Source organism: Acinetobacter bouvetii DSM 14964 = CIP 107468, from assembly GCF_000368865.1.
GTDB classification, from domain to species: Bacteria; Pseudomonadota; Gammaproteobacteria; order Pseudomonadales; family Moraxellaceae; genus Acinetobacter; species Acinetobacter bouvetii.
Genome location: NZ_KB849727.1, coordinates 908,544 through 931,961 on the forward strand (window position 1 = coordinate 908,544; position 23,418 = coordinate 931,961).

Consider the following 23,418-nt stretch of genomic DNA (forward strand, 5'->3'; position numbering starts at 1 on the left):
ATCATGGTTGATATCGCAAATACCATCTTGGGTAAAATTGTTGACCGCAAGCAGGAAGAATTTGCCGCGCGCTTAAAGCAGCGCAGCTATAAAGATGTGGAAGAACTGGCGCAGGCGGCAACACCGGTACGCGGTTTTGCGCAGTCTTTGTACAGCAAGCGCCCTGGGGTGATTGCTGAAATTAAGAAAGCCTCGCCGTCTAAAGGCGTAATCCGTGAAAACTTTAACCCTGCAGAAATTGCCCAGCAGTATCAAGATGCTGGCGCGGCATGTTTATCTGTTTTAACCGATGCGGATTTTTTCCAAGGCGCCGATGAGAACATTCAGATTGCCCGTACGCATTGCGGCTTGCCTGCCCTGCGCAAAGACTTTTTGATTGATCCATACGGCGTGATTGAAGCGCGCGCTTTGCATGCCGACTGCATTTTGCTGATTGTGGCGTGTTTGTCAGATCAGCAATTGGAAGAAATGTCTAAAACAGCATTTGAACATAACTTAGATGTTTTGGTTGAAGTGCATGATGAAGAAGAGCTAGAACGCGCGCTGCGCCTGTCTGAGCGCTGCCTGCTGGGCGTAAACAACCGCAATTTAAAAACCTTTGATGTGGATTTAAATACCTCACTGCGTTTGAAAAAACTGCTGGCGCCTTCACGCTTATTGGTGACTGAAAGCGGGATTGCCACGCCTGCCGATGTCGCCATGATGCAGGAACATGACATCCATGCGTTCTTGGTCGGTGAAAGCTTTATGAAGCAGCCGCGCCCCGATCAAGCGTTCAAAGAATTGTTTGGTGTACCAAAAACGATTTAAGAAACACAAATTTCAGGGTGCTACGGCATCCTGATTTTTTCTTCACAAACTCGATAGCGCATATATGTCTCATTTTTCTGTTAAAGAAATTATCAATCAAGCCCAACATTTCACCCCCTATGAGCAGATGATTATCGGCATCAATCATTGCTTAGGTATCAATAAATATAAACAAGATTTAAAAAAAGGACGTACATGGATATGGGTATCTGCAGCCTACTATGGACTCTTTATTGCGCAATATAATTGGGCGTTAAGCTGGGTAGAATCACCAAATTATAAAATTGCTCATGATATTACGCTTGATGAGTTAAAAGTCTTAGCTGAGAAAAATGACTTAGCTGCTTTGTATATGCTAGGCGTGCATTTTACTGACAGCGATCCTGCCCTTGCCGTTCAGTATTATCAAAAAGCCGCCAATAACAATTTCTATCCCGCTATCAATAATTTAGCAGACAAATATGAGACAGGCTTAGGTGCTGAGCAAAATATTCACAAAGCAATTGAGTTATATGAAATCGCAGCTCAACATCATATTGCAGCTGCCGAATGGAGTCTCGGATTTCTTTATTTTAATGGCAAACTCATAAATCAAGATCTTGAGTTGGCAAAATTTTGGTTAACTAAAGCAGATAAAAATGGTTGGCCGCAAGCTCAAGAACTTTTAGATATGTTAGATGGAGTTTGACGACTGATAAATGAATATCTAGATTGAACTTTTTGATATTCACTACTTGAGCCAAATAAGACTTAGATCAATAGAAAGCCTTTACAGTTCAAATCAAGAGCATTTCGGACTATAATTTAGCGATATATCCGCATCCTTTCTGTTTTTATCCATTATGAGCAAACACGATTCTTCGCTGTCTAAAGAACAATACAACTTACTGAATGCTTTTAAAAAGCAAATCAGCAAGCCGGCGCCTGCGCCAGAACCGATTGCGCCTATAGAAAAAACACCTGAACAGGAACAGCAGGAAGAATTAGATTTTTTCCGCAAGCAGATGCAGGGCGTGCATAAAATGAATGCAGGAAATATGGCAAAAACGGTTAAGCACACCAAAAAAAAACCGGATGCGCAGACTTTAGCAAAGCGCGCTTCTGCTGTTGGTCCAACGCAAACCGATGAAGCCCTGCTATCCAACACGCAGGCCATGCTGAATCCTGTTGCGAGCCAAGCTAAACTCAGCTACCGCATTGCGACCCTGCAGCATCGGGTGTTTGAAGATTTAAAAGCTGGCAATCTGCGCTGGTTTGAAGCCGTTGATCTGCATGGCTGTACCGTAGAAGATGCCCGCACAGCTGTACTGCAGATTATTCAAATGGCCAAGGATGACAATCAAAACGTGATTAAAATTGTGCATGGCAAAGGCCCCGAAGCCATTTTAAAAACGCATGTCAACAGCTGGCTGCGCCAGCACCGTGATGTGCTGGCTTTTGTCAGCGCGCCTGAAAATCAGGGCGGAACTGGCGCAGTTCTGGTTTTGCTCAAACGCGCAGAAAAGAACCCGCAGTTTAAACAGTAATCGGATTTTTCCTTTAAAAGCAGGCATTGTAATGGTTTTCTGCTACAATGCCGTCCTTGTTCAATCTCTCTGTGTAAGTGAACACGTCTTATGTCTATGCAGCAATCCTACGCTAACATTCTTACTGCCGTTGGTGAAGACCTTAATCGCCCAGGTCTTAAAGATACCCCTATGCGTGCTGCTAAAGCCTTCTCCTATTTAACGTCCGGCTATAGCCAAACTCTGGAAGAAGTAACCAATAAAGCGGTCTTCCCTTCTGATAACCGTGAAATGGTGCTTGTTAAAAATATCGAGTTCTATTCACTCTGCGAACATCATCTGCTGCCGTTTCATGGCCGGGTGCATATTGCCTATCTGCCGGAAGGCAATGTTTTAGGCTTGTCTAAATTTGCCCGAATTACCGAAATGTTTGCGCGCCGCCTGCAGATTCAGGAAAACTTGACGCAGCAAATTGCAGAAGCTGTGGCGGAGGTGACTGGCGCCCGCGGTGTAGCTGTGATGATTGATTCCGCCCATATGTGCATGATGATGCGCGGTGTCGGCAAACAAGAATCTACAACCCGAACAGTATCATTTGTCGGCGACTTTAAAACCAATAAAGAAGAACGCCGAGAGTTTTTAAGCGCGGTCCCGGAAAGCTATTAATTCAGCCTTCATTAAAGCCTCAACCTGTGTTGGGGCTTTTTTTAGCCACATCATTTAAATTTCATTTTAAAACACTTATTGAATGTATTGAGCAAGGAATCTGCTATGTCAGCTATTTCAGTTGCGGGCCAAGGGCCAACTCAAAGTGAACGCACCGTTGATTTCCCGCGGCCAGACCGCTTGGTCAAAGGCAATCCTGAGCGCCATACCTGCAGCTTATATGAGCACCCCAATATGGACTGCGGCATATGGCAATGTGAAGTGGGCGCTTGGAATATTGTTTTTGCGCCAAATAAGCAAGAATTCTTTACGGTGATTGAAGGCCATGTGCGTATTCATCACAAACATTCCAATATCATGATTGAAGTCGGCCCTGGCGAAGCAGGCATTATTCCGCCTGGCTTTGAAGGCACGTTTGAAGTGGTTGAAGCAGTCAAAAAATATTATGTGAATGTCGCGGTTTGAGCGGTTTAAGTTACAGATTCATCACATGAATTCGCTGTAAATTTGCATGTTTATTGGCATAGTACTTCAAGCAATTTTCAGAGTTCAATGGATGAATCCCTTCACAAAATACTGTGCAATTTTATGCCCCATAATTTTTCTGGGCGCCTGCACAATATCCCCTTTTTCACACGATCAAGCGCATTCTGCCCATGCCAGCCAATTAACAGATGCAGCCACTATCCGCAATTTGTTTAATCAAGCCAATGTTCAGGGCGTGATTCTCATTAAAAGCGGCAATGATCTTCAAGCATATGGCAATGCGATACAGCGCGCAGATCAGCCATTTATACCGGCCTCCACGTTTAAAATGCTGAATGCCCTGATTGGCATTGAACACAACAAAACTTCCCCAGACGAAGTATTCAAATGGAATGGGGAAAAACGCAGCTTTCCAGCTTGGGAAAAAGATTTAACCTTAGCGCAGGCCATGACCGCCTCTGCCGTACCGGTATATCAAGAATTGGCGCACAGAATTGGCTTAGAGCTGATGCAAAATGAAGTGAAGCGGGTTCAATTTGGCAATGGCGATATTGGCGCTCAAGTCGATAATTTCTGGCTGATGGGCCCGCTTAAAATTACACCAAGGCAGGAAGTGCAATTTGCCGATCAGCTGTCCCACTTGCAATTGCCCTTTCGCAAAAGCACACAGCAACAAGTGATTCAAATGCTGTTTATTGAACAGATCGGCAGTAAAGCGCTCTATGCCAAAAGCGGCTGGGGCATGGATGTTGAGCCTCAAGTCGGCTGGTATACCGGCTGGGTTGAAGATGCTCAAGGCAAAACCACAGCCTTTTCACTCAACCTAGAAATGGATCAATCCACACCGGCATCTCTGCGTAAAGAGCTGGTGATCAGCAGCTTAAAGCAGCTCAAAATCCTATAAGCCCTTTTTTAAAATCCCAACACGGATTGAATTACCCCCATAAATTGGAATAGAAAAGCCGCAAATTGCGGCTTTTCTATTCCGCCGCGACTATTGGGTACTCAATTTTGCTAAATACACATTATTGCGGCCTTTGTTTTTAGCGGCATACAGCGCGGCATCGGCAGCATCTAAAAAGCGCTGATAATCTGGATGCCCGTCATACAGTGCACAGCCAATGCTGACCGTAAAATTAAAACTGCTGCCCAGCGATGAACGGATGGGCGTGTCCTGCACACGTTTACGGATACGCTCTGCAATTTCCTGCGCCCGGATCAAATCACTGTCGACCAGCAAGAGCAAAAACTCTTCTCCGCCAATTCGGAAGGCATAGTCACTGCCCCGCACAGATTCTAAAAGCACTTCGCTAATAAACTGCAGCGCCAAATCTCCTGCAGCGTGGCCATGCTTATCATTAATCCGTTTAAAGAAGTCCGCATCAATTGCCAGCAGTGACAACGGTGAATGATTCTTGCGAGAAAAATGAATCTCACGCGAAACAATGGTCTCTAAATAACGGCGGTTCAGCAGCTGTGTCAGCGCATCATTGCCTGAATCAATATATTCAGCCACTTGGAACAGCTGATCAATTAGATGCTGAATTTCTCTATTTTTACTGCGCATCTGCTGAATCAGCGCAATAGTCTGCTCTTTCTGCCCGCATTCCAGCACATGATTATTCAGTAAATCCACTTCATAGATCCGGCTGATAATTTCATCCACCTGCTCTGAACCGCTAAAAGCGTAAGCCGCTTTATGAATAAACCAGAGGCCGAATTCAGATTTTGACAGTGCAGGATGCGTAAACCGCTGCGTATCTGAAAATACTTTAAACATCAATTCATTTTCCCAATCCAGCAATGAACTGCGCTGCTTGTCTTTTTGCACAGACGCATCCTGCATGGCGGAAAATAAACGGTAGCTGTGCTTAATGTCATTATTCTTTTCAATATTGACTTCATAGGAACGGCATATAATTTCTGAACTGAAACCCAGAATCTGAAAAATATAGCTGATCATGCTTAAAGTATAATTTTCAGCATACTGAGATTCAGCCTTCAGGCTGAATATTTTCTTTTCGATTTCCCGAATGCCGCGCATGATCAGCCAAGACGGTATGCCAATCCGCGCATGAACTTTGCCAACCATTTGCTGCTTCGCGGCAACCTCTTCAAACTTGTGCTGCAGCGGCGCATTAAAGGATTCAATCAGCCATTGATTCAGCGTCTTGGTTAAGCGGTTTTGGACAATATCATCCGAAAGAAAATACGAGGCCTCTTTTTCCAGCATCATGTTTTTATAAAATTCAACGACCAAAATTTCAGAGTGCCTTTGTATGAATTGAACAGCATCATTTAAAATATCGACTGAATAATCATCGCAAATGAGTTTCCATTGTTTTGCATGCTTTGCAATGCTTTCAGTATTCATACATTTGTCCCAGCGGCTATAACATCCAGCCATCAAAAAAATAATAGTGCCGCAAATTATACATAATATGAATAGTGTGACCCAATCAATCTTTTTATAAAAAACAGTATTTTAATTTTAAATATTTGCATAAAATTGCATGATAAGTATGCTAAAAATCAAAATAAAAAAATCAGACGGTTGGTCTCAATAAGCAGTGTTTTTTCAGACAGGATAGAATGCTTTTACAGAATAGCTGAACAAATGGGAAGCGCTCTTAAACAGGGCTATGATTTACCCATCGTTCAGAGGGATGCTTTTCCGCAATTCAAAATCCGGCATGGCTTAAAAGAAATGAACAAATTCGAAACTGGCTTTATCCCAATCAAAGCCATGCTGCTGCTGAAACTCCCAGCCCAAACGCAGCGCATTTTGTGCATCCAATGCATATTGAATTTGACTATTCAGCCTGATATTCCATTGGTTCTGATCTTGCCAAAAAGGCAGTTCGACCTGCACCAAGCTGTTGATGTTATCTGACCAGATATTTTGACAACCCAGCGCTGGTCCAGCCCCGGCACGCCAGCCGTCATCCAGCGCCTTGCTGCTTTGAAAATGCACTTGCATTTGCGCATAGCATAAATGGCGCCGGCCGCTGTTTGCCCTGCTGAAACCTGCCTGCATACTCAAATTGGCCACACCATGCTGCTGTGTTTCACTGAACTGGCCATGGGCACCTAAGGCCTCCTGCTGCCAGCCAAAGTTAAAGCCCCACGACAGCGGAGTCTTAAACGGCGTGATGGGGTTATAGGAATTGACAGATAAAAAGTCAAAATGCTCCAGCTTCAGTGTATCTTGCCGATATTGCACTGCGCCATCCCAAAACATCAGCTGTGTGCCTGTACGGAAGCCGCCCTGCGGATCCATTAGATCATGATAGGCTTGCCGGTGCCCCAGTTCAACGAAGCTGTCCCCCTGCACTTCACCGGCTTTAAACTGAAAATTTCTGGCATGATGCCCCTGTACAGGGTCCATATTTGGGCGCGGCGCATCGGTGCGCTGTTTTTCCGCAGGGATTTCACTGCGCAGCACCAAAAGCTGGCGCAGCCGCGGCTGAGCAAATTCACCTTCAACTTTACGTGAGGTTAAATAAAGGTATAAATCGTCATACGCCATTTCTAAAATTTTAGCGCGCTCTGTTTCTGAATAGGCAGACAATTGCGCCTGCATATGCAGCGGCGCTGTAAAAGCCAGCTGGTGCGCCTTTTGCGCCAAAATACGGCCATGCTGGCGGGCCTGCGCCAAGAGCTGCGTTTCCAAGGCTGGACGGTAGACCGTATCTGCAACCAGCCCCTGCCGTTCGACCGAACGTATGGTTTCAATTGGAACCGCAGCGACTTTAAACTGGTTCTTCAAGTCCAGTTCTGGACGGACAGTATCCAGCAGCCCCAGCAAGCGGTATGCGCAGTTGTCACTGACAAAATAATAAGGAAAGGTGACTTTCTGCATTTCCCAAATATGCTTGACCAAAAACTGGGTTTCCGCCTCAGATAAATTCAGTTCATATTCCCACAAGTCGCGGCTTTCAAAATCGCCATATTCTTTCACTTTGCGGTAATACGGCATGAGTGAATATTCACCCGGGTATTGCCCTGTTAAGCCTTTCCATGCAAATGACCAGCCATCGGTATTGGTGACCGTCGCAGCATAATTAATGGCGTACGAGACTAAATTCAGCTGTTTCTGATCTTTAGGATCAATACGCAAAAGCGTATGCCCAAACATTGAACTGGGATTGCCCATAAAGTCTGTGGCGTAGATCAGGGTTGCTTTATACGGATTGATTTTACCAAACCAGTCATCCAATTCAGGACATTGAACCGCCGGCAATTGCGCAGACTGAATATTCAGCTGTTCCATCAGCCATTGGCTGCGGGCAGGAAAACGGCAGCGGATGGATTGATTGGGCAAAGCAGCCTGAAACAGCGCTTGTATATTGGCGCTCAGTTCACTGTGCAGATTATGCTGTCCATCTTGAGAGAAAAAATAACCGCTGTAAGTGACTTCACTTTTTCCATGCTGATCTGCGTACATTAAACGATGCCAAATGATTTCATCCGCCAGCCGCTGCTGTTCTGCCTGCTGCACATACGCCTGCGCATGGGCAGGAATTTCATTTGATGGACTTTGCGCGAAAGTGACCCCAGACACAGCAAATGCACAGCATAAAGCAAATAATTTCATGGACACCTAATCATCCGGGAGAATATTTTGAACATGCAGATATAACAAAACCCTGCCAGATGGACAGGGTTTTGCTTAAAGAAATTAAACGTATGCTTTTAATACATTGTCTTGCGCCATAACGCTTTGTAAAGATGCCAACACTTGCACAGAAGACGCATTTTCAGCTGCGTAGATTTTAGAGAAATTGGCTTTAGATACCGCAAAGAAATGCGCTTTATCTGCCGCTTTAATATTCAGCAGTTCTGCTAGGACATTCAGGCTTTCGCCTTGGCCAACCGCCATATCACGCGCTAAAGATTCCGAGTTTTCATTGGTAAATGTAACCGCCTGCGCTGTTACAGTTCCTGTACCGCTGCAGCCTAAGGTACCAAAAGTAATACCGAACAATTGGTTAGCAAATAGACCGTTAGTTGTTGCCGCTAAAATCTTTGGAACCTTCCCTGACTGGCCTGCCCAGACTTGAGAGCCGATACCGCAGCCGGCGTCACGGTCTGCGAAAGCAGCTGTAGAACCAGCCGCTAAAACTGCAGCTAAAGCTAATTTTTTGAACATAGCATTTCTCCAGAAAAATCATTTTTCAATGTTTTTAATTATTAAAAAGTGTACAAATTTTATTGTACTTTGGCAGATTACCGTTATATAACAAAGAACGCAAAACAATTTTAGAATAAAGAGTTGATCAAATATCAACCTCTTGTTTAAGCGGATTTTTTAAGCTCCCACACACCATTGTCTTGCCGTGTGCCTAATATTTTCAACACCAAAACCAGACTGAGCAGCAGCAGCAGATACCAGGAGCCCAGTTTGCCCCAGCCCACCATATGCCATGCATCGACCTGGCTTGGGTACAGCCAGATTTTATAGAATGTGCTGATGTTTTCCGCAATCCAGATGATAAATGCCAAAATAGCCAAGACCGGAAGCATTGGCAGCTGAAATTGATGGCGCTGCAGCTGAAATTTGATTCTGGTTTTCCAAAAAATGGCTATGCTCCAGACAAATAAAATCATTCGAATGTCTGGAACAAAAAATTTGCTCATGAAATTAAGATAAGACAATAACGCCAGTGTCAGCATATTGCCAAAGCTCGGCAGCTTTTCAAATGAGACCTGATATAAACGTAAAGACCGGGCAAAAAAACTGCCTACGGCGGAATACATAAATCCGGCAAATAGCGGCACGGTTAGAATTTTAAATACCGCCGGCTGCGGATACTGCCATGAGGCAATTTGCGGATGAGTGAGAAAAATTTCCATCACCATCGCCATCATATGAAAAAAGGCGATGACCTTGGCTTCCGCCCAGGATTCCAGCTTTAAATACAGCAAACAGGCTTGAATAGTCAGCGCATAAAACAGCAGATAATCGTAACGGAAAAAACCGTAAAACTCTTGGCTGCCCATAAATGCGGTCAGCACAAAAGCGGCAAGCAGCAATATCCCAAATAAAGCAGCCGAAGCTGCCTTATAGGAAAACTCAAAACAAGATTTAAAAATTGAGATCACACTAAAAAATCCGACTTCACTGTACTCAATTCATTACAAATATTTTGCGCTGTATTCATGCACCGTATCAATAAAGGCTTTCGGATTTGCAGGATCCACCCATTGCGTAATGCCGTGGCCTAAATTCGCCACATAACCGGTTTTTTCACCATGGGCATACGCATCATCCAGCATGGCTTTGGTGGCTTTCTCGATGGTCTCATGCGAACCATATAATGTTGCCGGATCTAAATTGCCCTGCAGCGCAGCGCGGCCCGCCACGGTCTGGCGCGCAACATTCAGCGGTGTCGTCCAGTCTAAGCCAAATGCATCAGCGCCTGTCGCGACCATCGGCTCAAGCCATTGGCCGCCGCCTTTGGTAAATAAAATTACCGGCACTTTGCGGCCATCTTTTTCACGCTGCAAGCCCGCTACAATTTTCTGCATATAGTTCAGAGAAAATTCGATATATTCACGGTGCGCCAATGCGCCGCCCCAGCTATCAAAAATCTGCACCGCCTGCGCGCCCGCATCAATTTGCGCATTCAGATAGTCAATCACTGCATCCGCCAAACGACCGAGCAGCGCATGCAGCACTTCAGGCTGCGCATACATCATTTGCTTGGTAAAGCGGAAATCCTTGCTTGAACCGCCCTCAACCATATAAGTTGCCAGCGTCCACGGGCTGCCTGAGAAGCCGATTAAAGGCACTTGGCCGCCTAAAGCAGAACGGATCGCACTCACCGCATTCATGACATAGCCCAAATCTGACTTGGCATTAAATGCAGGCAGATTTGCAACATCCTGTTCTGTACGGACAGTTTTATGAAATTTTGGGCCTTCGCCGGCCTCAAAATACAAACCTAAACCCAGTGCATCCGGTACGGTCAAAATATCAGAGAACAGAATTGCTGCGTCCAAATCGTAACGGCGCAAGGGCTGCAGGGTGACTTCACAGGCAAAATCGGTATTTTTGCACAGAGAAAGGAAATCGCCCGCTTTGGCGCGTGTTTCACGGTACTCGGGTAAATAACGGCCGGCTTGACGCATCATCCATACGGGAGTGGCGTCTACTGGCTCGCGCAGCAATGCACGCAGGAAACGATCATTTTTGAGGGCCGTCATTTACTTTTCCATCTATTTTCAACTTTGCAACATCATAACAAAAACCCTTCAAATTGAGTAATTTCTCAGAATTTTAAAAATCGTTTATTGTCAAAGATAAATATGATATTTACACAAAACAAATACTGCATCCCCCCAATTTTTCTGCAATACTTGCAACCGTTTTTTCACATTGTAAATGAATAATTCTTAAGGTTGAGTTACATGTTCGTTCGCACAATGCTCGCAATGAGTTTAAGCTGCATAATTGCGGGTACAGCTTTTGCCGCAGCCACTTCTGAACAACCATTAAATCCAAAGGTAATTACGGATGTAGCTGTTCAAGACCCGATTGATCCGCTTGCCGCTGATTCAGCATCTTCTGCATCAACACAAATTACGTCACAAGAACAACAAGATTTAAATAAAGCGTCTCAAACGCTGAACGATCTGCAAAAATCTGAAGATCAAACCGCCGATGTTGGCGCCGCTCCTGCTGCAGCGCCAAAAACTGCGCCCAAAGTTTCTGCCGGCAGCGCCTCTGCTGCAAAAGCATCGTGGACATTAGACGGCTTGAATAATGCGCAGTGGTATGAAGATATTGGCAAAGGCCAATTCCCTGTATATGCCCGCGCGCATGTCATGCTGAACAATGCGCATGCTTCACCAGGCGCAATTGACGGCTCAAGCGGTAAAAATACGCTAAAAGCAATTGCTTCATTCCAGCAAATGAATGGCCTTAAACCGACCGGGACATTGACCAAAGAAACTTGGGATGCATTAATTGCAAAGCAAGGCAGCAAACCTGCATTTATTGAATACACTATTACGGATGCAGACCTAAAAGGTCCTTATGCCGCATCAATTCCACGTGATTATGCGCTGCAAGCCAAAATGAAGGGTTTGTATTACACCCGCGTAACTGAAATGCTGGGTGAAAAATTCCATATGGATGAAGATTTTTTAAAGAAAATCAATCCTAAGGCAACGTTCAGCAAAGCTGGCGAAAAAATTATTGTGGCCAATATCCGCAATGAAGTGCCTGAAGACATTCATCTAATTGTGGCGCACAAAGGCGCGAAGCAGCTGTACTTGTTTAACAGCCGCAACCAAATGATCGGTTCGTTCCCTGCAACCATCGGCAGCTCAGATACGCCGTCGCCAACAGGAACGTACAAAGTGACGGGTGTCGCGCCAAATCCGTGGTACAGCTACTCGCCAAGCAACTTTGTGCAAGGCAAAAATACCAAACCGCTGTCTTTGCCGCCCGGCCCGAACGGCCCAGTGGGCAACATCTGGATTGGCTTAAGCAAAAAATCATTTGGTATTCACGGTACGCCAAATCCTTCAGCGATTTCCAAAACTGCGTCACACGGCTGTATCCGCCTGACCAACTGGGATGCCAACGATTTGGGCAAAAAAGTGAAATCTGGCGTGACGGTTAAATTCTTAGAGTAATTGCTGCGTCGCAAATCAATAAAAGTGTTTTATTTTCGAATAAAGCACTTTTTTTATGGCATTTCATTTTAAATAACAGTTATACAGTGCGTTCATTTACATCAAAAACATCACAATAAAAAACATTTAAGGTTCAATATGAAACTGAGCTTAGAACAGGCTTTCTATACTTTAGGCATCACCGCAGGCCTATTTTTTTCAACATTACACATGACGCATGCAGCGCTGGACATAGAAGAGCAAAATGTTATCTATATTGACGCTTCTTCTGATGACGGCGATGAGTCTATTTATCCTGAAAATTGGTCTGATCAAAAAAAGATCCGCGATCAGAAATACAATCCGCACAATGACTCTTCACAGCATTTTTTAAGCAACGCCCGCTACTTTGTCATTAATGGGAAAAATGCCGTGCGCTACTATCCTTTATCAGAGGCGGAAAATCCGGCACTGCTGTATACCAGCGTAGGCAGCAAAAGCTATTTTGCCCTCGTTCAGTCTTATGGAGCTGCGATGCAGCCCATCATGCTCAAACCGCAATTACCGCATCAGCTTAAAGACCATCAGCTTTTCGGCATTCAGCCGCACGATAAAAATCTAGTGCTGATTTTCCGCAGCCGATATTTCCATACGCCTGCGGAAATGGCGCGGAATATTGCCTTGAATCCAAATTTTAAAAGCTATTTTTACCGGACCAGCTATGAGCTGATTGAAGTCACGCCTCAAGGCAAAATTCTTCACCGCACTCAATTTGCTGCGCCTTCCCCAGAAAACGGCTTAGGTTTTGGCCCGAAAATGAATGAAAATAATGGCGAATATGAAGACAGCACTATCGAGTACACCACCCGTACGCCTGGTGTTTATCAGACTTTGAACCCATATGATATTGAGTACAGCTATGCTTATACGCATGGAAAATTGACTAAACATACTGAAAAACGCCTGCTGACACCGAGCGAACGGGCTGAAATCAAAGTTGATCATGGCGGTGTCAATGCCGAAAATATGCACGATGAATATAATGAAGCCAATCAAGACCGGCGACCAGAACCGAGCAGCTGTTTAGAGGATTACTGGGTGTATCATGATAAAGCTGCGGCTAAAAATGTGCTCTGGGGCAATCCGTGGCTGCAGCGCCAGCCAGCTTTGTATCAAAATTTTTTAAGGGATTATGCAAACGGCAAAACCTATAGCTGGCTGCAGTTCAGACAACATTTTTGCAATGCGCAGCAGCCTTAATATGGAAAACTCATTTGTCTTAAATATGAAACGCTGTATTGCTTTTATATACTTTCACTTGCAGATATAAAACAATAAACTGATCTCAAGTTAACAAGAATAGAGGAATAAGATGATGAATGCTTATTTACACCGCAGTGAATCCCGTGGACATGTGAAAATGGGCTGGCTGGAATCTAAACACAGCTTTTCCTTTGGCAACTGGTATGACCCAAAACATATGGGCATCAGCGCGCTGCGCGTGATTAATGATGACTTGATTGCCGGGCATCAAGGCTTTGGCCAGCACCCGCATGACAATATGGAAATTTTAACCTGCGTGTTAAAAGGCACCATTACGCATAAAGACAGCATGGGCAACCATGGCGGTATTGCAGCGGGCGAATGGCAATTGATGAGCGCCGGCACGGGTATTCAGCATAGTGAAATGAATCAGGGTGATGAACAGGTGCATTTACTGCAGATTTGGATCATTCCCAATGAACGCAATGCTGAACCGACATATCAGCAAATTAAATGTGACCCGCGCGAGCAGCCTAATCAGTGGCACCTGATTGTTGGGCCCAATGCCAATGCGCCGATGCACATCCGTCAAAATGCTGAGGTGAAAACTGCCTTCATTGAAAAAGGCCAATCTTTGGAAGTGAAAGCCGTACAGCACATCAATTATGTGCATGTCATTTCGGGTGCGGTGCAAATAGACGAACATACTGTCAATGCAGGTGATGCCATTGCATTTGTCGACGCTGCGCAAATGAAGGCGCTAGAAGATACGCAAGTGATTTGGTTTGATTTGCCTGAAAAAATTCAGTGATTTCACCATCTGAAATGAGCAATAAAAAAGCCTTCGCAATGAAGGCTTTTTTATGTGCGGCGCATTCAGTATGCATGAGCAAAGCATGAATCACTTGAATAGCCTTAAACTTTCTCCAGTGTTGATCTGTCAACACGGTACAAAGCATAGCCAATAGCAGCATTAGGTTTAGCGATTTAATTCTGCTACTTTGCTATTTTTTAAGCTAAAAGCGTCAACACGCCCTAAAAACACATTGATCATTTTTTTTGATCAAGAGATCTAATTTACACCTCTTACCAATCCACATTTACACGGCGATTAGGCCCAAGGCAATCAATTAAACTTGCACTGCGCTGGCCATTCTCACACTTTTGATATAAATCAGTTTTACTGTTTCCTTCAATCCTAATCCTATTCGGCGATACACCATATTGAACCAATAACTGAGCCACGGTATTGGCGCGCGCCTGAGAAAGCTTCTGATTATAGTCATCTGAACCTAATCGATCCGTATAACCCGCCACAATGACAGAGCTGGTCTGGCTGGTTCGATTAATGCGATTTGCCAATGCTTTTATAGAATTTTCACCTGTCACAATTCCTGCCGCATCTGAACGGTCAAATTCAAAAAGAATGTCGGCTGCAGTCTCTGTTGCAGCTGCAGTTTCAGCTGCTAGCGGTACTGGTTGAGGCTTTGCTGCCTGCTCGGAATACTGCGTAAGTTTTTCACAAGCATCGCCTTTCCAGCTTAAACGTTCAGACAACGATTGACGGTCAAAATCAACTCTTAACTGACAGCGTTTATATTGCTGGCTATTTGGCACTCGAATATCTAAAACATAGTTCCACGTTTTAGCGCCAAATATGCCTTCATTAAATTGTGGATCACCTAAGATATGCCGAAATTGATTCTTATCCAAACCCACATCGAGCCGTGCGACATCATTCACTTCATAACGCTTAACTTGTTTCAAATAGCTTTTCTTGAGTTCCGGAAAACTGACTTGCTGATCTGTTGCAGCAGGTACTTCTGCTGTAACAGTCGATAAAGGAACACACAACATCACACAATAAAAAAGTATATTTTTCATAGCAGTTATTCTCATTCATATTCTAAGTAAAATGGACAAATTTAAAGACTTAACTTAAAGGTCTAATCGATCACACCACTAAATCCAATACGTACACTTGGATCGCCCTGTGATGCCGCAGCCACGCCGCCAGTCAATGACCAGCGTCCATTGTCAGCAGTCTTACGCAATGTGACACCAACAGCATTTTCCCCGCCATGGTATGCGGCCCCAACAGCATAGGTGAATTTTCCTGCTACAAATGGCGCACCCTCCATTGCCATAGCAGCGGCAATGCCTGCATTTGCCTTTTTCTCTACATCGTCTATTCGTCCATTGGTGTCATAGAATACCTGCTCTATACGGTCTCCTAAATTTGTAATTTTATTGCCTAAATCAATGTCCGCCTGATTAAGCGCGCCTAGAGCATCTCCTACATTATGGTAGGTTCCATTATTTACATTATAGGTCGGGGCTGTAAATTGTCCGTTTTCATATTTTGCGCCCCCACCTAATGATGTCGTAATATATTGATTTGACGCATTTAACTGTGAACCATTTACTGCATCTTTAGACGTGCTTGAAACTTCACCCGCTGCCACATTGGTAATTTTTTTGTTGCCCGCATTAATTCCATTTTGGTCAATAACAACATCTCCAACTTTGACTGTATTTGCAGTAACCGTATTGGATGTCACTGAATTGAATTCCACATCATCCGCCGTCGCAACCTTATATTCTTTTCCGCCAGAGCTATTCGTTGTTTCTGTAACAGTCATATTTTGACCCGCAACCACGGTAGAATGCTGCCCAGCTTTTTGATTGATCGAACTAATGGCGTCATTAATATTCGTCGCACCCGTCCCGCCTATGTTCGTAATGGTATTTCCATCACCGCCTTGGAATGCGCCATCACCAATAATGTCGTGAATCTGGCTGCCGTTGACAGCATCTTTGCTGTTTTGTGCAATGCTGCCTTCAGCAACATTTGTCACTTTAGTGCCTGCAGCATCTATGCCATTTTTCGTAACACTTGGCCCGCCCTTGATCGTTAATCCATCATTATTAACTACAGTGTCTCCAGCCGTAACGCTATCCACCTTAATATCTTTGGCCAATTCAACGCTGACGTTGTTTCCGCTATTATTGATATTAATATTTCCATCTTTACTAGAAAAATCAACGGTATCTGCCGGCTTCACTTGGCTAGTATTTCCCCCATTAGTCGTTAAGTTCCATCCTTTGTTTGCATTCTGAGCGATATCACTCACTTGTTTTAACTGATCTTCTGTCGCAGCTTGCCCGCTAACAAAATTATTGGGATCAAAGGTTTTATTGGTTAGACCGCTGATGGTTCCTGTAGAACCATTTACCATGATAGGATTTGCTCCACCCACAATAATTTGGGTTGGGCCTACCTGAGTTTGATAAGTACCATTACTGACACTGATATTGCCTGCGCCAATTAGGCTGCTGTTGGTGCCATCACTGACCGCAGTCCCGTCAACTGTACTAATATTCGATTTGTTACCATCTTTGAGTTCAACTTTTCCATCGGTAATTTTACTTTTTCCGACCGTCAAGCTGCCTGCAGAAGTCAAATCAATATTTTTAGCTAGTTCAACTTGAACTTTTCCACCAGAAACTTTGGTACTGATGTTGCTATCTGCACCAATCACATCAATGGTTTCGCCTAGTTTCTTCGTAACAGTAGTGCCATCCTCAGCTTTTAAGCCAAAGCCAGCATCTGTTAGCCCTGTTTGCATTGCTTTCAGCTGTTCTTCGGTTGCTGCGCGGCCAGCTGTCGCAAAGTCACTGCTAGTGGTGGTTTTATTGGTTAAACCTTCAAGCGTTCCTTTATTGGCGTCAAGTACAACATTATTTACAGTATTTTTAACAATAATACTGCCTGCATTTATAGCACTTTGAGTGGCGCCATCCTGTACTGTCACGCCATCTTTATTGAGGACAGTCTTGTCTGTTCCAGTACCTGCAGTGACACTGTCAACATTCAGATCTTTATTTAAGCTGAAATCAATTATGGTTGTCCCATTAGCATCGTTTGCCGCAGCAACTTTTAAGTTATTCTCACCCGTTGCTAATCCAATATCGACAGTATCTCCTGGTTTGACCTGTGTTGTTCCTAAAACTGTGTCTGTTTTAACATTCCAGCCTTGGTTGGCATTTTGAGCAACATCACTGACTTGCTTTAACTGCTCTTCTGTCGCAGCCTGTTTTTGATTATAAATCCCATTTGGGTCCCATGTTGTATTGCTCAATCCGCTTACACGCCCAGTGGAACCATTTACTGTAACTTGATTTGCACCGCCCACAATAATCTGCGTCGGCCCTACTTCAGTTTGGTATGTGCCATTGCTCACATGAATAACACCTGCACCAACAGTGCTGATATTACTTCCATTGCTTACAGTCGTTCCGTCAACTGTACTAATATTCGATTTGTTACCATCTTTGAGTTCAACTTTGCCATCGGTAATTTTACTTTTTCCGACGGTTAAACTGCCTGCAGAAGTCAAATCAATATTTTTAGCTAGTTCAACTTGAACTTTTCCACCAGAAACTTTGGTACTGATGTTGCTATCTGCACCGATGACCTCAATGCTTTCACCTAATGTTTTAGTTACAGTATTGCCATCTTCCGCGGTTAAGCCAAAGCCTGCATTGTTTAGACCTGTTTGCATTGCTTTCAGCTGTTCTTCAGTCGCCGCACGGCCTGCTGTCGCAAAATCACTGCTGGTGGTGGTTTTATTGGTTAAGCCTGTAATGGTGCCAATATTGCCATTGATCGTCACAGGATTGCCGCCTGTGGCTGGTCCAATTTTAACGACGGGCTCTAAACCGAAAGTAATGCCGTTGTTGCCCGTATTGGTAATTTTAATATTGCTGTCGGCCGCACTGAAATCAACATTCTCCCCCAGTGCAATGGTATCTTTGGCTGTGGTGTCTGCATTTGCACTGACACTAAACCCTTTATCAACAATCTGTTTAATTTGACTGCCATTGACAGCGTCCATCGAACTATCAGTAATATCGCCAGCTGCAACATTGGTGATTTTATTGGTGCCTGCATTAATGCCTGCAACTGTTACACTTGGAGAGTTAGGGACAGCGCCGCCACTTGAGTTCACAAAAGTTAAACCTTTGCTATCAATGATTGTCCCGCCAGCATTGACGCTATCGAGCTTAATATCTTTAGCAAGTTTTATCGTGAGCTTATTATCGGTACTGTCTGCGACCACGCCAATATTGTTATCCGTCAGATTTGATGCAACGGATTCTCCACCGACAATGCTTAAGCGCTGCCCTAGCCTTCTGTCGACATTTACCCCTGCATTGTCTCCGACAAAAGTGAGCGGTGTAGCCAATTGATCTTCTGTTGCAGCCCGCCCAGCAACATAATTCACTGGGTCAAAGGTGGTATTGGTCAGACCTGTAATCGTGCCATTTTTACCATTAAGCGCAATGGTTGAACCTCCTGGAAGGCCGCCAATATTCACCACTTCCGCCAGTTTCAAATCAACATCTGCGCCAGTATTGCTGATAACTAAATTACTGTCGCTATTTGAAAAATCGACCGTCTCATCTGGTGCAATATTGGTGCTGCTGGTTACGTCTTTATTGGTGGTTAAGTTCCAGCCCTTATTCGCATTTTGAGCCGTATCATTCACTAATTTAAGCTGTTCTTCAGTCGCTGCTCGGCCCACTGTCGCAAAATCAGCTGCCGTGAGTGTCTTGTTGGTTAGCCCCGTTAAAGTACCTGTTGTGCCGCTGAGCAATACATTATTGGTCGTATTTTTTAAGTTAATGCTGCTGGCATCGCTGGTATTGCTGTTTGCGCCAGAGGTAATCACGTTTTGAGTGGAAGTACTAACATTGCTGTTATTTGCGCCGTCTTTAATTTCAACCAGGCCATCCGTCACTTTGGTTGTACCCACAGTCAAACTGCCTTGTGCAGTAAGGTTTACATCTTTTGCCAATTTAAGCTGCAAAGTATCTGTACCATTTGCGACAACACCAATATTGCCCTCGGTAAGCACTCCTGTGGCGCCCCCTTTAACATCGAGCTGCTGCCCTAATTTACGCTCCACCTTGGCGCCACTATCACCAGCGAAACTCAGCGCAGTATCGGCTAAGTCTGTAATCGCCTGATTGGTTTGATAGAGTTGGCTGCCATTAACCGCATCTGTACTTGAACTGCTAATCCGCCCTGCCGCAACATTAACAATGGTTCGCTCAGATCCAGCATCTCCGACGCTTACACTCGATGACGCAGTTGGAGCGCCTGCAAAGTTATAGGTTTTTCCATTAATTGTGGTTGATGAAGTGGCAACATACGCCGCAGAAACCGAATTATTCCCAAGAACGACGGCGTTTTCATGCGAAGCTGTTGCTGATTTACCAAATACAGATGCACCTTTAGCCGTTACGGAAGCACTGTTCCCTATAGCAACTGCATCTTCCTGCAGCGCTGTCGAACTTGTACCTAAAGCAATCGAGTTCAATGCATTGGCATTGGACTGTTTGCCCAATGCAATTGCATTCACGCCATTTGAGGTTGCATTATTGCCTATCGCGGTTGCATCACGGGCACGGCTGATACTATTCACGCCAAAAGCAATTGCATTTTCACCTGAGCTTTCAGCATTTTGCCCGATTGCTGTCGCTTTTGCAGCAAAACTCTTTGCCTGTGAACCAATTGCCAAACCATCTTGCGCTGTACTATTGGCATCAGACCCGATTGAAGTCGAGCTAATACCCGAAGCTTTAGAATTATCCCCAAATGCCATCGCATCTTCTGCACTGGCATTCGCAAAGCGCCCTAGAGCAACTCCCTGAGCACCACTGACTTTAGCCTGATAACCAATGGCGGTGCCATTATCCCCTTGTGAAAGGGCTTGACGTCCAATTGCAATGCCCTGATTGGCAGAATTAACTTCTGCTTCACTTCCGACCACAACTGCGTAATCAGATTTCGTTCCATCAGCTTCTGAGCCATTGCCTATCACAATGGTATCTGCACCACGGCTTTCAGCACTTTTACCCATCGCAATATTATTTGTACCCGATGCAATCGAAGAATCACCAATTGAAATTGAAGAAGCGCCAACAGCACCTGCACCTGCTCCAATTGCAACAGCATGCTCTCTGGCTGCAATTACATTATTACCGAGCGCGACACTCCCGACTGCAAGTGTTGAAGTACTCGCGCTTGGACCAATGGCTAATGAATCATCCCCGCTTGCACCCGAATTATTTTTATTATCCATATCGCTTGTTTTGACTGAAAAATACTGCGGTCCAGCTTCGGCAACTGCTGCTTTCAACTGCCCAACATTAACAGCTGAAGTCAGATCATTATTATCCGCCTTCACATTACGAATAATGGTTCCATCTGCGCCGACTAAATTTACCACTGACTTGTCTGAGTTATAAAGTACAGCATCGGGTACAATGCCGCCAATTTGCCCACTTCCCAACAAGTCAAAAGCATCTTGAATGGTGGTTGGCAACTTGGTGGTATTCCCTGTCGAATCCTTCACATTGACTTGAATTAAAGGCAACTTACCATTACTGTCAACAGCCGCAGGGTTTCCAGTTGAATCTGTTGCCCCCATCACACGAATAATATCATTCTGTAATGCCTTAATCTGATTAACCGTCACGGCATCTTGTCCATCCGAACCATCAGCAACATTGGTAATTCGGCGTTGTACCGTGGAACTGCCAACTGAGACAATGTTTAAACCGCCAATTCCAGCAGATGAATTTGTAATATACCCATCACCTAATGAATTCGTTTGAGCAACACTGCCTGCTCCCAATGCAACGTCGTTTTGGTTGGCGACAGAATCTAAGCCGATGGCAACGCCTGATGTTCCGATCACACTGGAATCATAGCCTAATGCTATCCCTCCTTGAGCAGCATTGGCTCGCGTCCCTACTGCAACAGCCAAACTTTCAGTAATCGTTGCTGCACCTAAAGCTACAGAACTTTGTATCGTGTCATTTCTGTCTTTATTACTGCCAAAACCAATGGAAATATTTTGATTCCCAGATAAATTAGACCCGGCATTTGTACCTAATGCAATATTGTAATCTGAACTGGTTGTATTCAACGCTGAGTTGCTGCCTGCTCCCACCCCAATCGCAATAGACTGATTACCTTCAATATTTTTCCCTGAATTCGCCCCGATTGCGATATGACCATTACGGTCTACGGTACCAGAGCCAATTGACCCAGCCCCTGCATTACTACCAATCGAAATTCCATCAGCAACACTGGCTTTAGCCCCATCGCCAACAGCTACAGAACTGGCGCCTCCCGATGCAGTTTGGTTACCAATTGCGACACTCTCACTCCCACCTGCAGCTGCAGCATTGCCCACCGCGGTGGCATTGGTCGTTGCCGAAGCTGATGTTCCAATAGCATTTGCGTTGCTCCCTCCGGCATTTGCACCATTACCAATTGCATTTGAATTGGTTCCTGTTGCTAATGCTGCATTACCAACGGCGACACTTGATGGACCGCCAGCAAGAGTAGATGCGCCCAGTGAAACACTTTTGTCACCTACAGCCATATTTGCGCCATTTTGAATGGCGCTGACAAACTGGGTCACTTGTGCAGGTGTAACCGCTACACCGTTAATCTCCGTAATGCTTGAAATATCGGTACCTGTAGCAGTAACAGGAATTCCATTAATCGCTACAATTTGAGTACTTGAAATATTATAGGTGGGGGTAAGTGTCCGAGTTTGACCGCCATTACCAATAGAAGTCGAGTTTGCGCCTAGAGCACCTGTTTCTTTACCAAAAGCAATCGAATAATCATTTAAAGCATTTGCGGTATTACCTACTGCAATACTGTTTAATCCTGTTGCATTAGAAAAATGTCCAACAGCAATGGACGATTCACCTGTTGATTTTGCGACTGGGCCAATAGCAACTGAATCTAAACCTGTTGCCTCTGAATCAGCCAAGGTTGAATTGGTATGAAAATATTTAATCCCCTGACCGCTTTGGAATAGCAAATCATTAATTTGACCGCCTGTTATTGCATCGGTAGAGCCTGCTGCAATACTGCCGTCCGCCAAATTAGTTAGTTTATCTCCTCCTAAATCCAAACCATCTGCGGTACTGGATAAAGTCGTATTATTGCTCGCATCGCCAATTTTTACAGTGCTGAATTCAGGATTCTCAACCGTTGCGATTGAAATATTCGTTCCTGCATTGGTCACTGTTATATTTTTTCCATTCACAAAATTTACAGTATCCGTTGATTTAACAGCCGTCGCTGCTCCCCCATTGGTTTGTAAACTCCATGTTTGATTTTTCAGTACATCTAAATCAGCAGCAGATACTTTGCTTGCCAAGCCTGTTGTTGCATCATTAACTTGATTATTCAGCGTATTTAAACTGTTTTGAGTTTGATTTAAATCTGTTTGGGAAGCCTTGCTTGCAAGACCTGTATTTGCATCATTGACCTGATTATCCAAAGTGTCAAAATCAGACTGAGATACCTTTGTCGCCAAACCTGTTGTGGCATTATTCACTTGATCATTGAGTGCGGTTAAATCATTTTGTGTTTGGGTCAAATCACTGCCAACTGCAGCCAAGGATATCCCGTTTGCAACCACGTCCCCAGTAGAAGTTAAAGTACCTGTCAGTGTAGTATCTCCGGCCACCGCCAGATTACCATTGACGTTCAAATTTTCATTAATATCCTGTGCCAATACAACACCAGAATTTAAAATTGATAACACTAAGACCGAACTTTGAATTAGTTTATTTACTGATGATTTCTTTTTACCTTTTGCTATTTCAGAAACTGCAACCCAAACTTCTAAAATGACATTCCACACCAGCTTGTATACTTTATTCATATTATTACCTATTTGGATTTATTAGAAGAATCACATTTTTATAAATAATAAAATGCACAATTTCTCCACTCTTTTACCAAAAGATACATTTATTAAACAAAGAAATGATACATTATAAAAAATACAACTAAAGAAAATATTTTATTATCAAATTGTTACAATAAAATAACGTAATTTTCAAAATACCCACTATACATTTAAAGTTTTTATTTCAAATAAATTATTATATATTCACACAACAAAATAAAATTTAATTAGTTTTTAAGAATCAGAAGACTAAAACAAGTTTTTATAAATAT

General features: G+C 44.1%; 16 protein-coding genes. 9 read left to right on the forward strand and 7 right to left on the reverse strand.

Going from position 1 to position 23,418, the window contains the following annotated elements; genetic code table 11:
* Window positions 1-3 precede the first annotated feature (3 nt).
* The 6 genes from trpC (at window position 4) to F941_RS11290 (ending at window position 4,371) form a co-directional block, all read left to right on the forward strand.
* Window positions 4-810: an indole-3-glycerol phosphate synthase TrpC gene (trpC, locus tag F941_RS11265; RefSeq protein ID WP_005011300.1), complete on the forward strand. Its 807-nt coding sequence runs from the start codon at window positions 4-6 to the stop codon at window positions 808-810.
* A 64-nt stretch (window positions 811-874) separates the two neighbouring features.
* Window positions 875-1,498, forward strand: coding sequence for a tetratricopeptide repeat protein (locus F941_RS11270; RefSeq protein ID WP_005011302.1), 624 nt, complete (start codon window positions 875-877; stop codon window positions 1,496-1,498).
* Between the two features lie 154 nt (window positions 1,499-1,652).
* Window positions 1,653-2,336 carry a Smr/MutS family protein gene (locus F941_RS11275; protein WP_005011303.1) on the forward strand — a complete coding sequence of 228 codons (684 nt, stop codon included), beginning with the start codon at window positions 1,653-1,655 and terminating at the stop codon, window positions 2,334-2,336.
* A gap of 96 nt (window positions 2,337-2,432) precedes the next feature.
* On the forward strand, window positions 2,433-2,981 hold the full coding sequence (gene folE, locus F941_RS11280; RefSeq protein ID WP_171065526.1) for a GTP cyclohydrolase I FolE: 549 nt from the start codon (window positions 2,433-2,435) through the stop codon (window positions 2,979-2,981).
* Between the two features lie 105 nt (window positions 2,982-3,086).
* Window positions 3,087-3,446, forward strand: a complete 360-nt coding sequence (locus F941_RS11285; protein ID WP_005011307.1) for a cupin domain-containing protein — start codon at window positions 3,087-3,089, stop codon at window positions 3,444-3,446.
* Between the two features lie 91 nt (window positions 3,447-3,537).
* Window positions 3,538-4,371, forward strand: coding sequence for a class D beta-lactamase OXA-299 (locus tag F941_RS11290; RefSeq protein ID WP_005011312.1), 834 nt, complete (start codon window positions 3,538-3,540; stop codon window positions 4,369-4,371).
* 90 nt (window positions 4,372-4,461) lie between these two features.
* Here the strand turns inward: F941_RS11290 and F941_RS11295 are convergent, their stop codons facing one another.
* The 5 genes from F941_RS11295 to hemE all read right to left on the reverse strand — a co-directional run bounded on the left by F941_RS11295 (window position 4,462) and on the right by hemE (window position 10,676).
* Window positions 4,462-5,841 carry a diguanylate cyclase gene (locus F941_RS11295; RefSeq protein ID WP_005011314.1) on the reverse strand — a complete coding sequence of 460 codons (1,380 nt, stop codon included), beginning with the start codon at window positions 5,839-5,841 and terminating at the stop codon, window positions 4,462-4,464.
* A 324-nt stretch (window positions 5,842-6,165) separates the two neighbouring features.
* Window positions 6,166-8,064, reverse strand: a complete 1,899-nt coding sequence (locus tag F941_RS11300; RefSeq protein ID WP_005011318.1) for an Lnb N-terminal periplasmic domain-containing protein — start codon at window positions 8,062-8,064, stop codon at window positions 6,166-6,168.
* An 84-nt stretch (window positions 8,065-8,148) separates the two neighbouring features.
* Window positions 8,149-8,619 carry a DUF3015 family protein gene (locus F941_RS11305; RefSeq protein ID WP_005011321.1) on the reverse strand — a complete coding sequence of 157 codons (471 nt, stop codon included), beginning with the start codon at window positions 8,617-8,619 and terminating at the stop codon, window positions 8,149-8,151.
* Window positions 8,620-8,765: 146 nt separating this feature from the next.
* Window positions 8,766-9,569, reverse strand: a complete 804-nt coding sequence (locus F941_RS11310; RefSeq protein WP_171065527.1) for a DUF817 family protein — start codon at window positions 9,567-9,569, stop codon at window positions 8,766-8,768.
* Window positions 9,570-9,605: 36 nt separating this feature from the next.
* Window positions 9,606-10,676 carry a uroporphyrinogen decarboxylase gene (gene hemE, locus F941_RS11315; protein WP_005011325.1) on the reverse strand — a complete coding sequence of 357 codons (1,071 nt, stop codon included), beginning with the start codon at window positions 10,674-10,676 and terminating at the stop codon, window positions 9,606-9,608.
* A 204-nt stretch (window positions 10,677-10,880) separates the two neighbouring features.
* On the opposite strand from hemE, the gene F941_RS11320 reads away from it, so the two are divergent.
* The 3 genes from F941_RS11320 to F941_RS11330 all read left to right on the forward strand — a co-directional run bounded on the left by F941_RS11320 (window position 10,881) and on the right by F941_RS11330 (window position 14,166).
* Window positions 10,881-12,113 (forward strand): L,D-transpeptidase family protein, encoded by a 1,233-nt coding sequence (locus tag F941_RS11320; RefSeq protein WP_005011327.1) that lies wholly within the window; start codon window positions 10,881-10,883, stop codon window positions 12,111-12,113.
* Window positions 12,114-12,251: 138 nt separating this feature from the next.
* Entirely contained in the window at window positions 12,252-13,352 is a 1,101-nt protein-coding gene (locus F941_RS11325; RefSeq protein WP_005011329.1) for a hypothetical protein, read from the forward strand.
* A gap of 115 nt (window positions 13,353-13,467) precedes the next feature.
* Window positions 13,468-14,166, forward strand: a complete 699-nt coding sequence (locus F941_RS11330) for a pirin family protein (protein ID WP_018572577.1) — start codon at window positions 13,468-13,470, stop codon at window positions 14,164-14,166.
* 275 nt (window positions 14,167-14,441) lie between these two features.
* On the opposite strand, the gene tpgA is transcribed toward F941_RS11330, so the two are convergent.
* Both tpgA and F941_RS11340 read right to left on the reverse strand, forming a co-directional pair.
* The gene (tpgA, locus tag F941_RS11335; RefSeq protein WP_005011332.1) at window positions 14,442-15,239 is read right to left on the reverse strand and encodes a trimeric autotransporter adhesin/peptidogylcan-associated protein TpgA; all 798 of its coding nucleotides are present in this window, start codon (window positions 15,237-15,239) and stop codon (window positions 14,442-14,444) included.
* 62 nt (window positions 15,240-15,301) lie between these two features.
* The gene (locus F941_RS11340; RefSeq protein WP_005011333.1) at window positions 15,302-23,119 is read right to left on the reverse strand and encodes an ESPR-type extended signal peptide-containing protein; all 7,818 of its coding nucleotides are present in this window, start codon (window positions 23,117-23,119) and stop codon (window positions 15,302-15,304) included.
* Window positions 23,120-23,418: the final 299 nt, after the last annotated feature.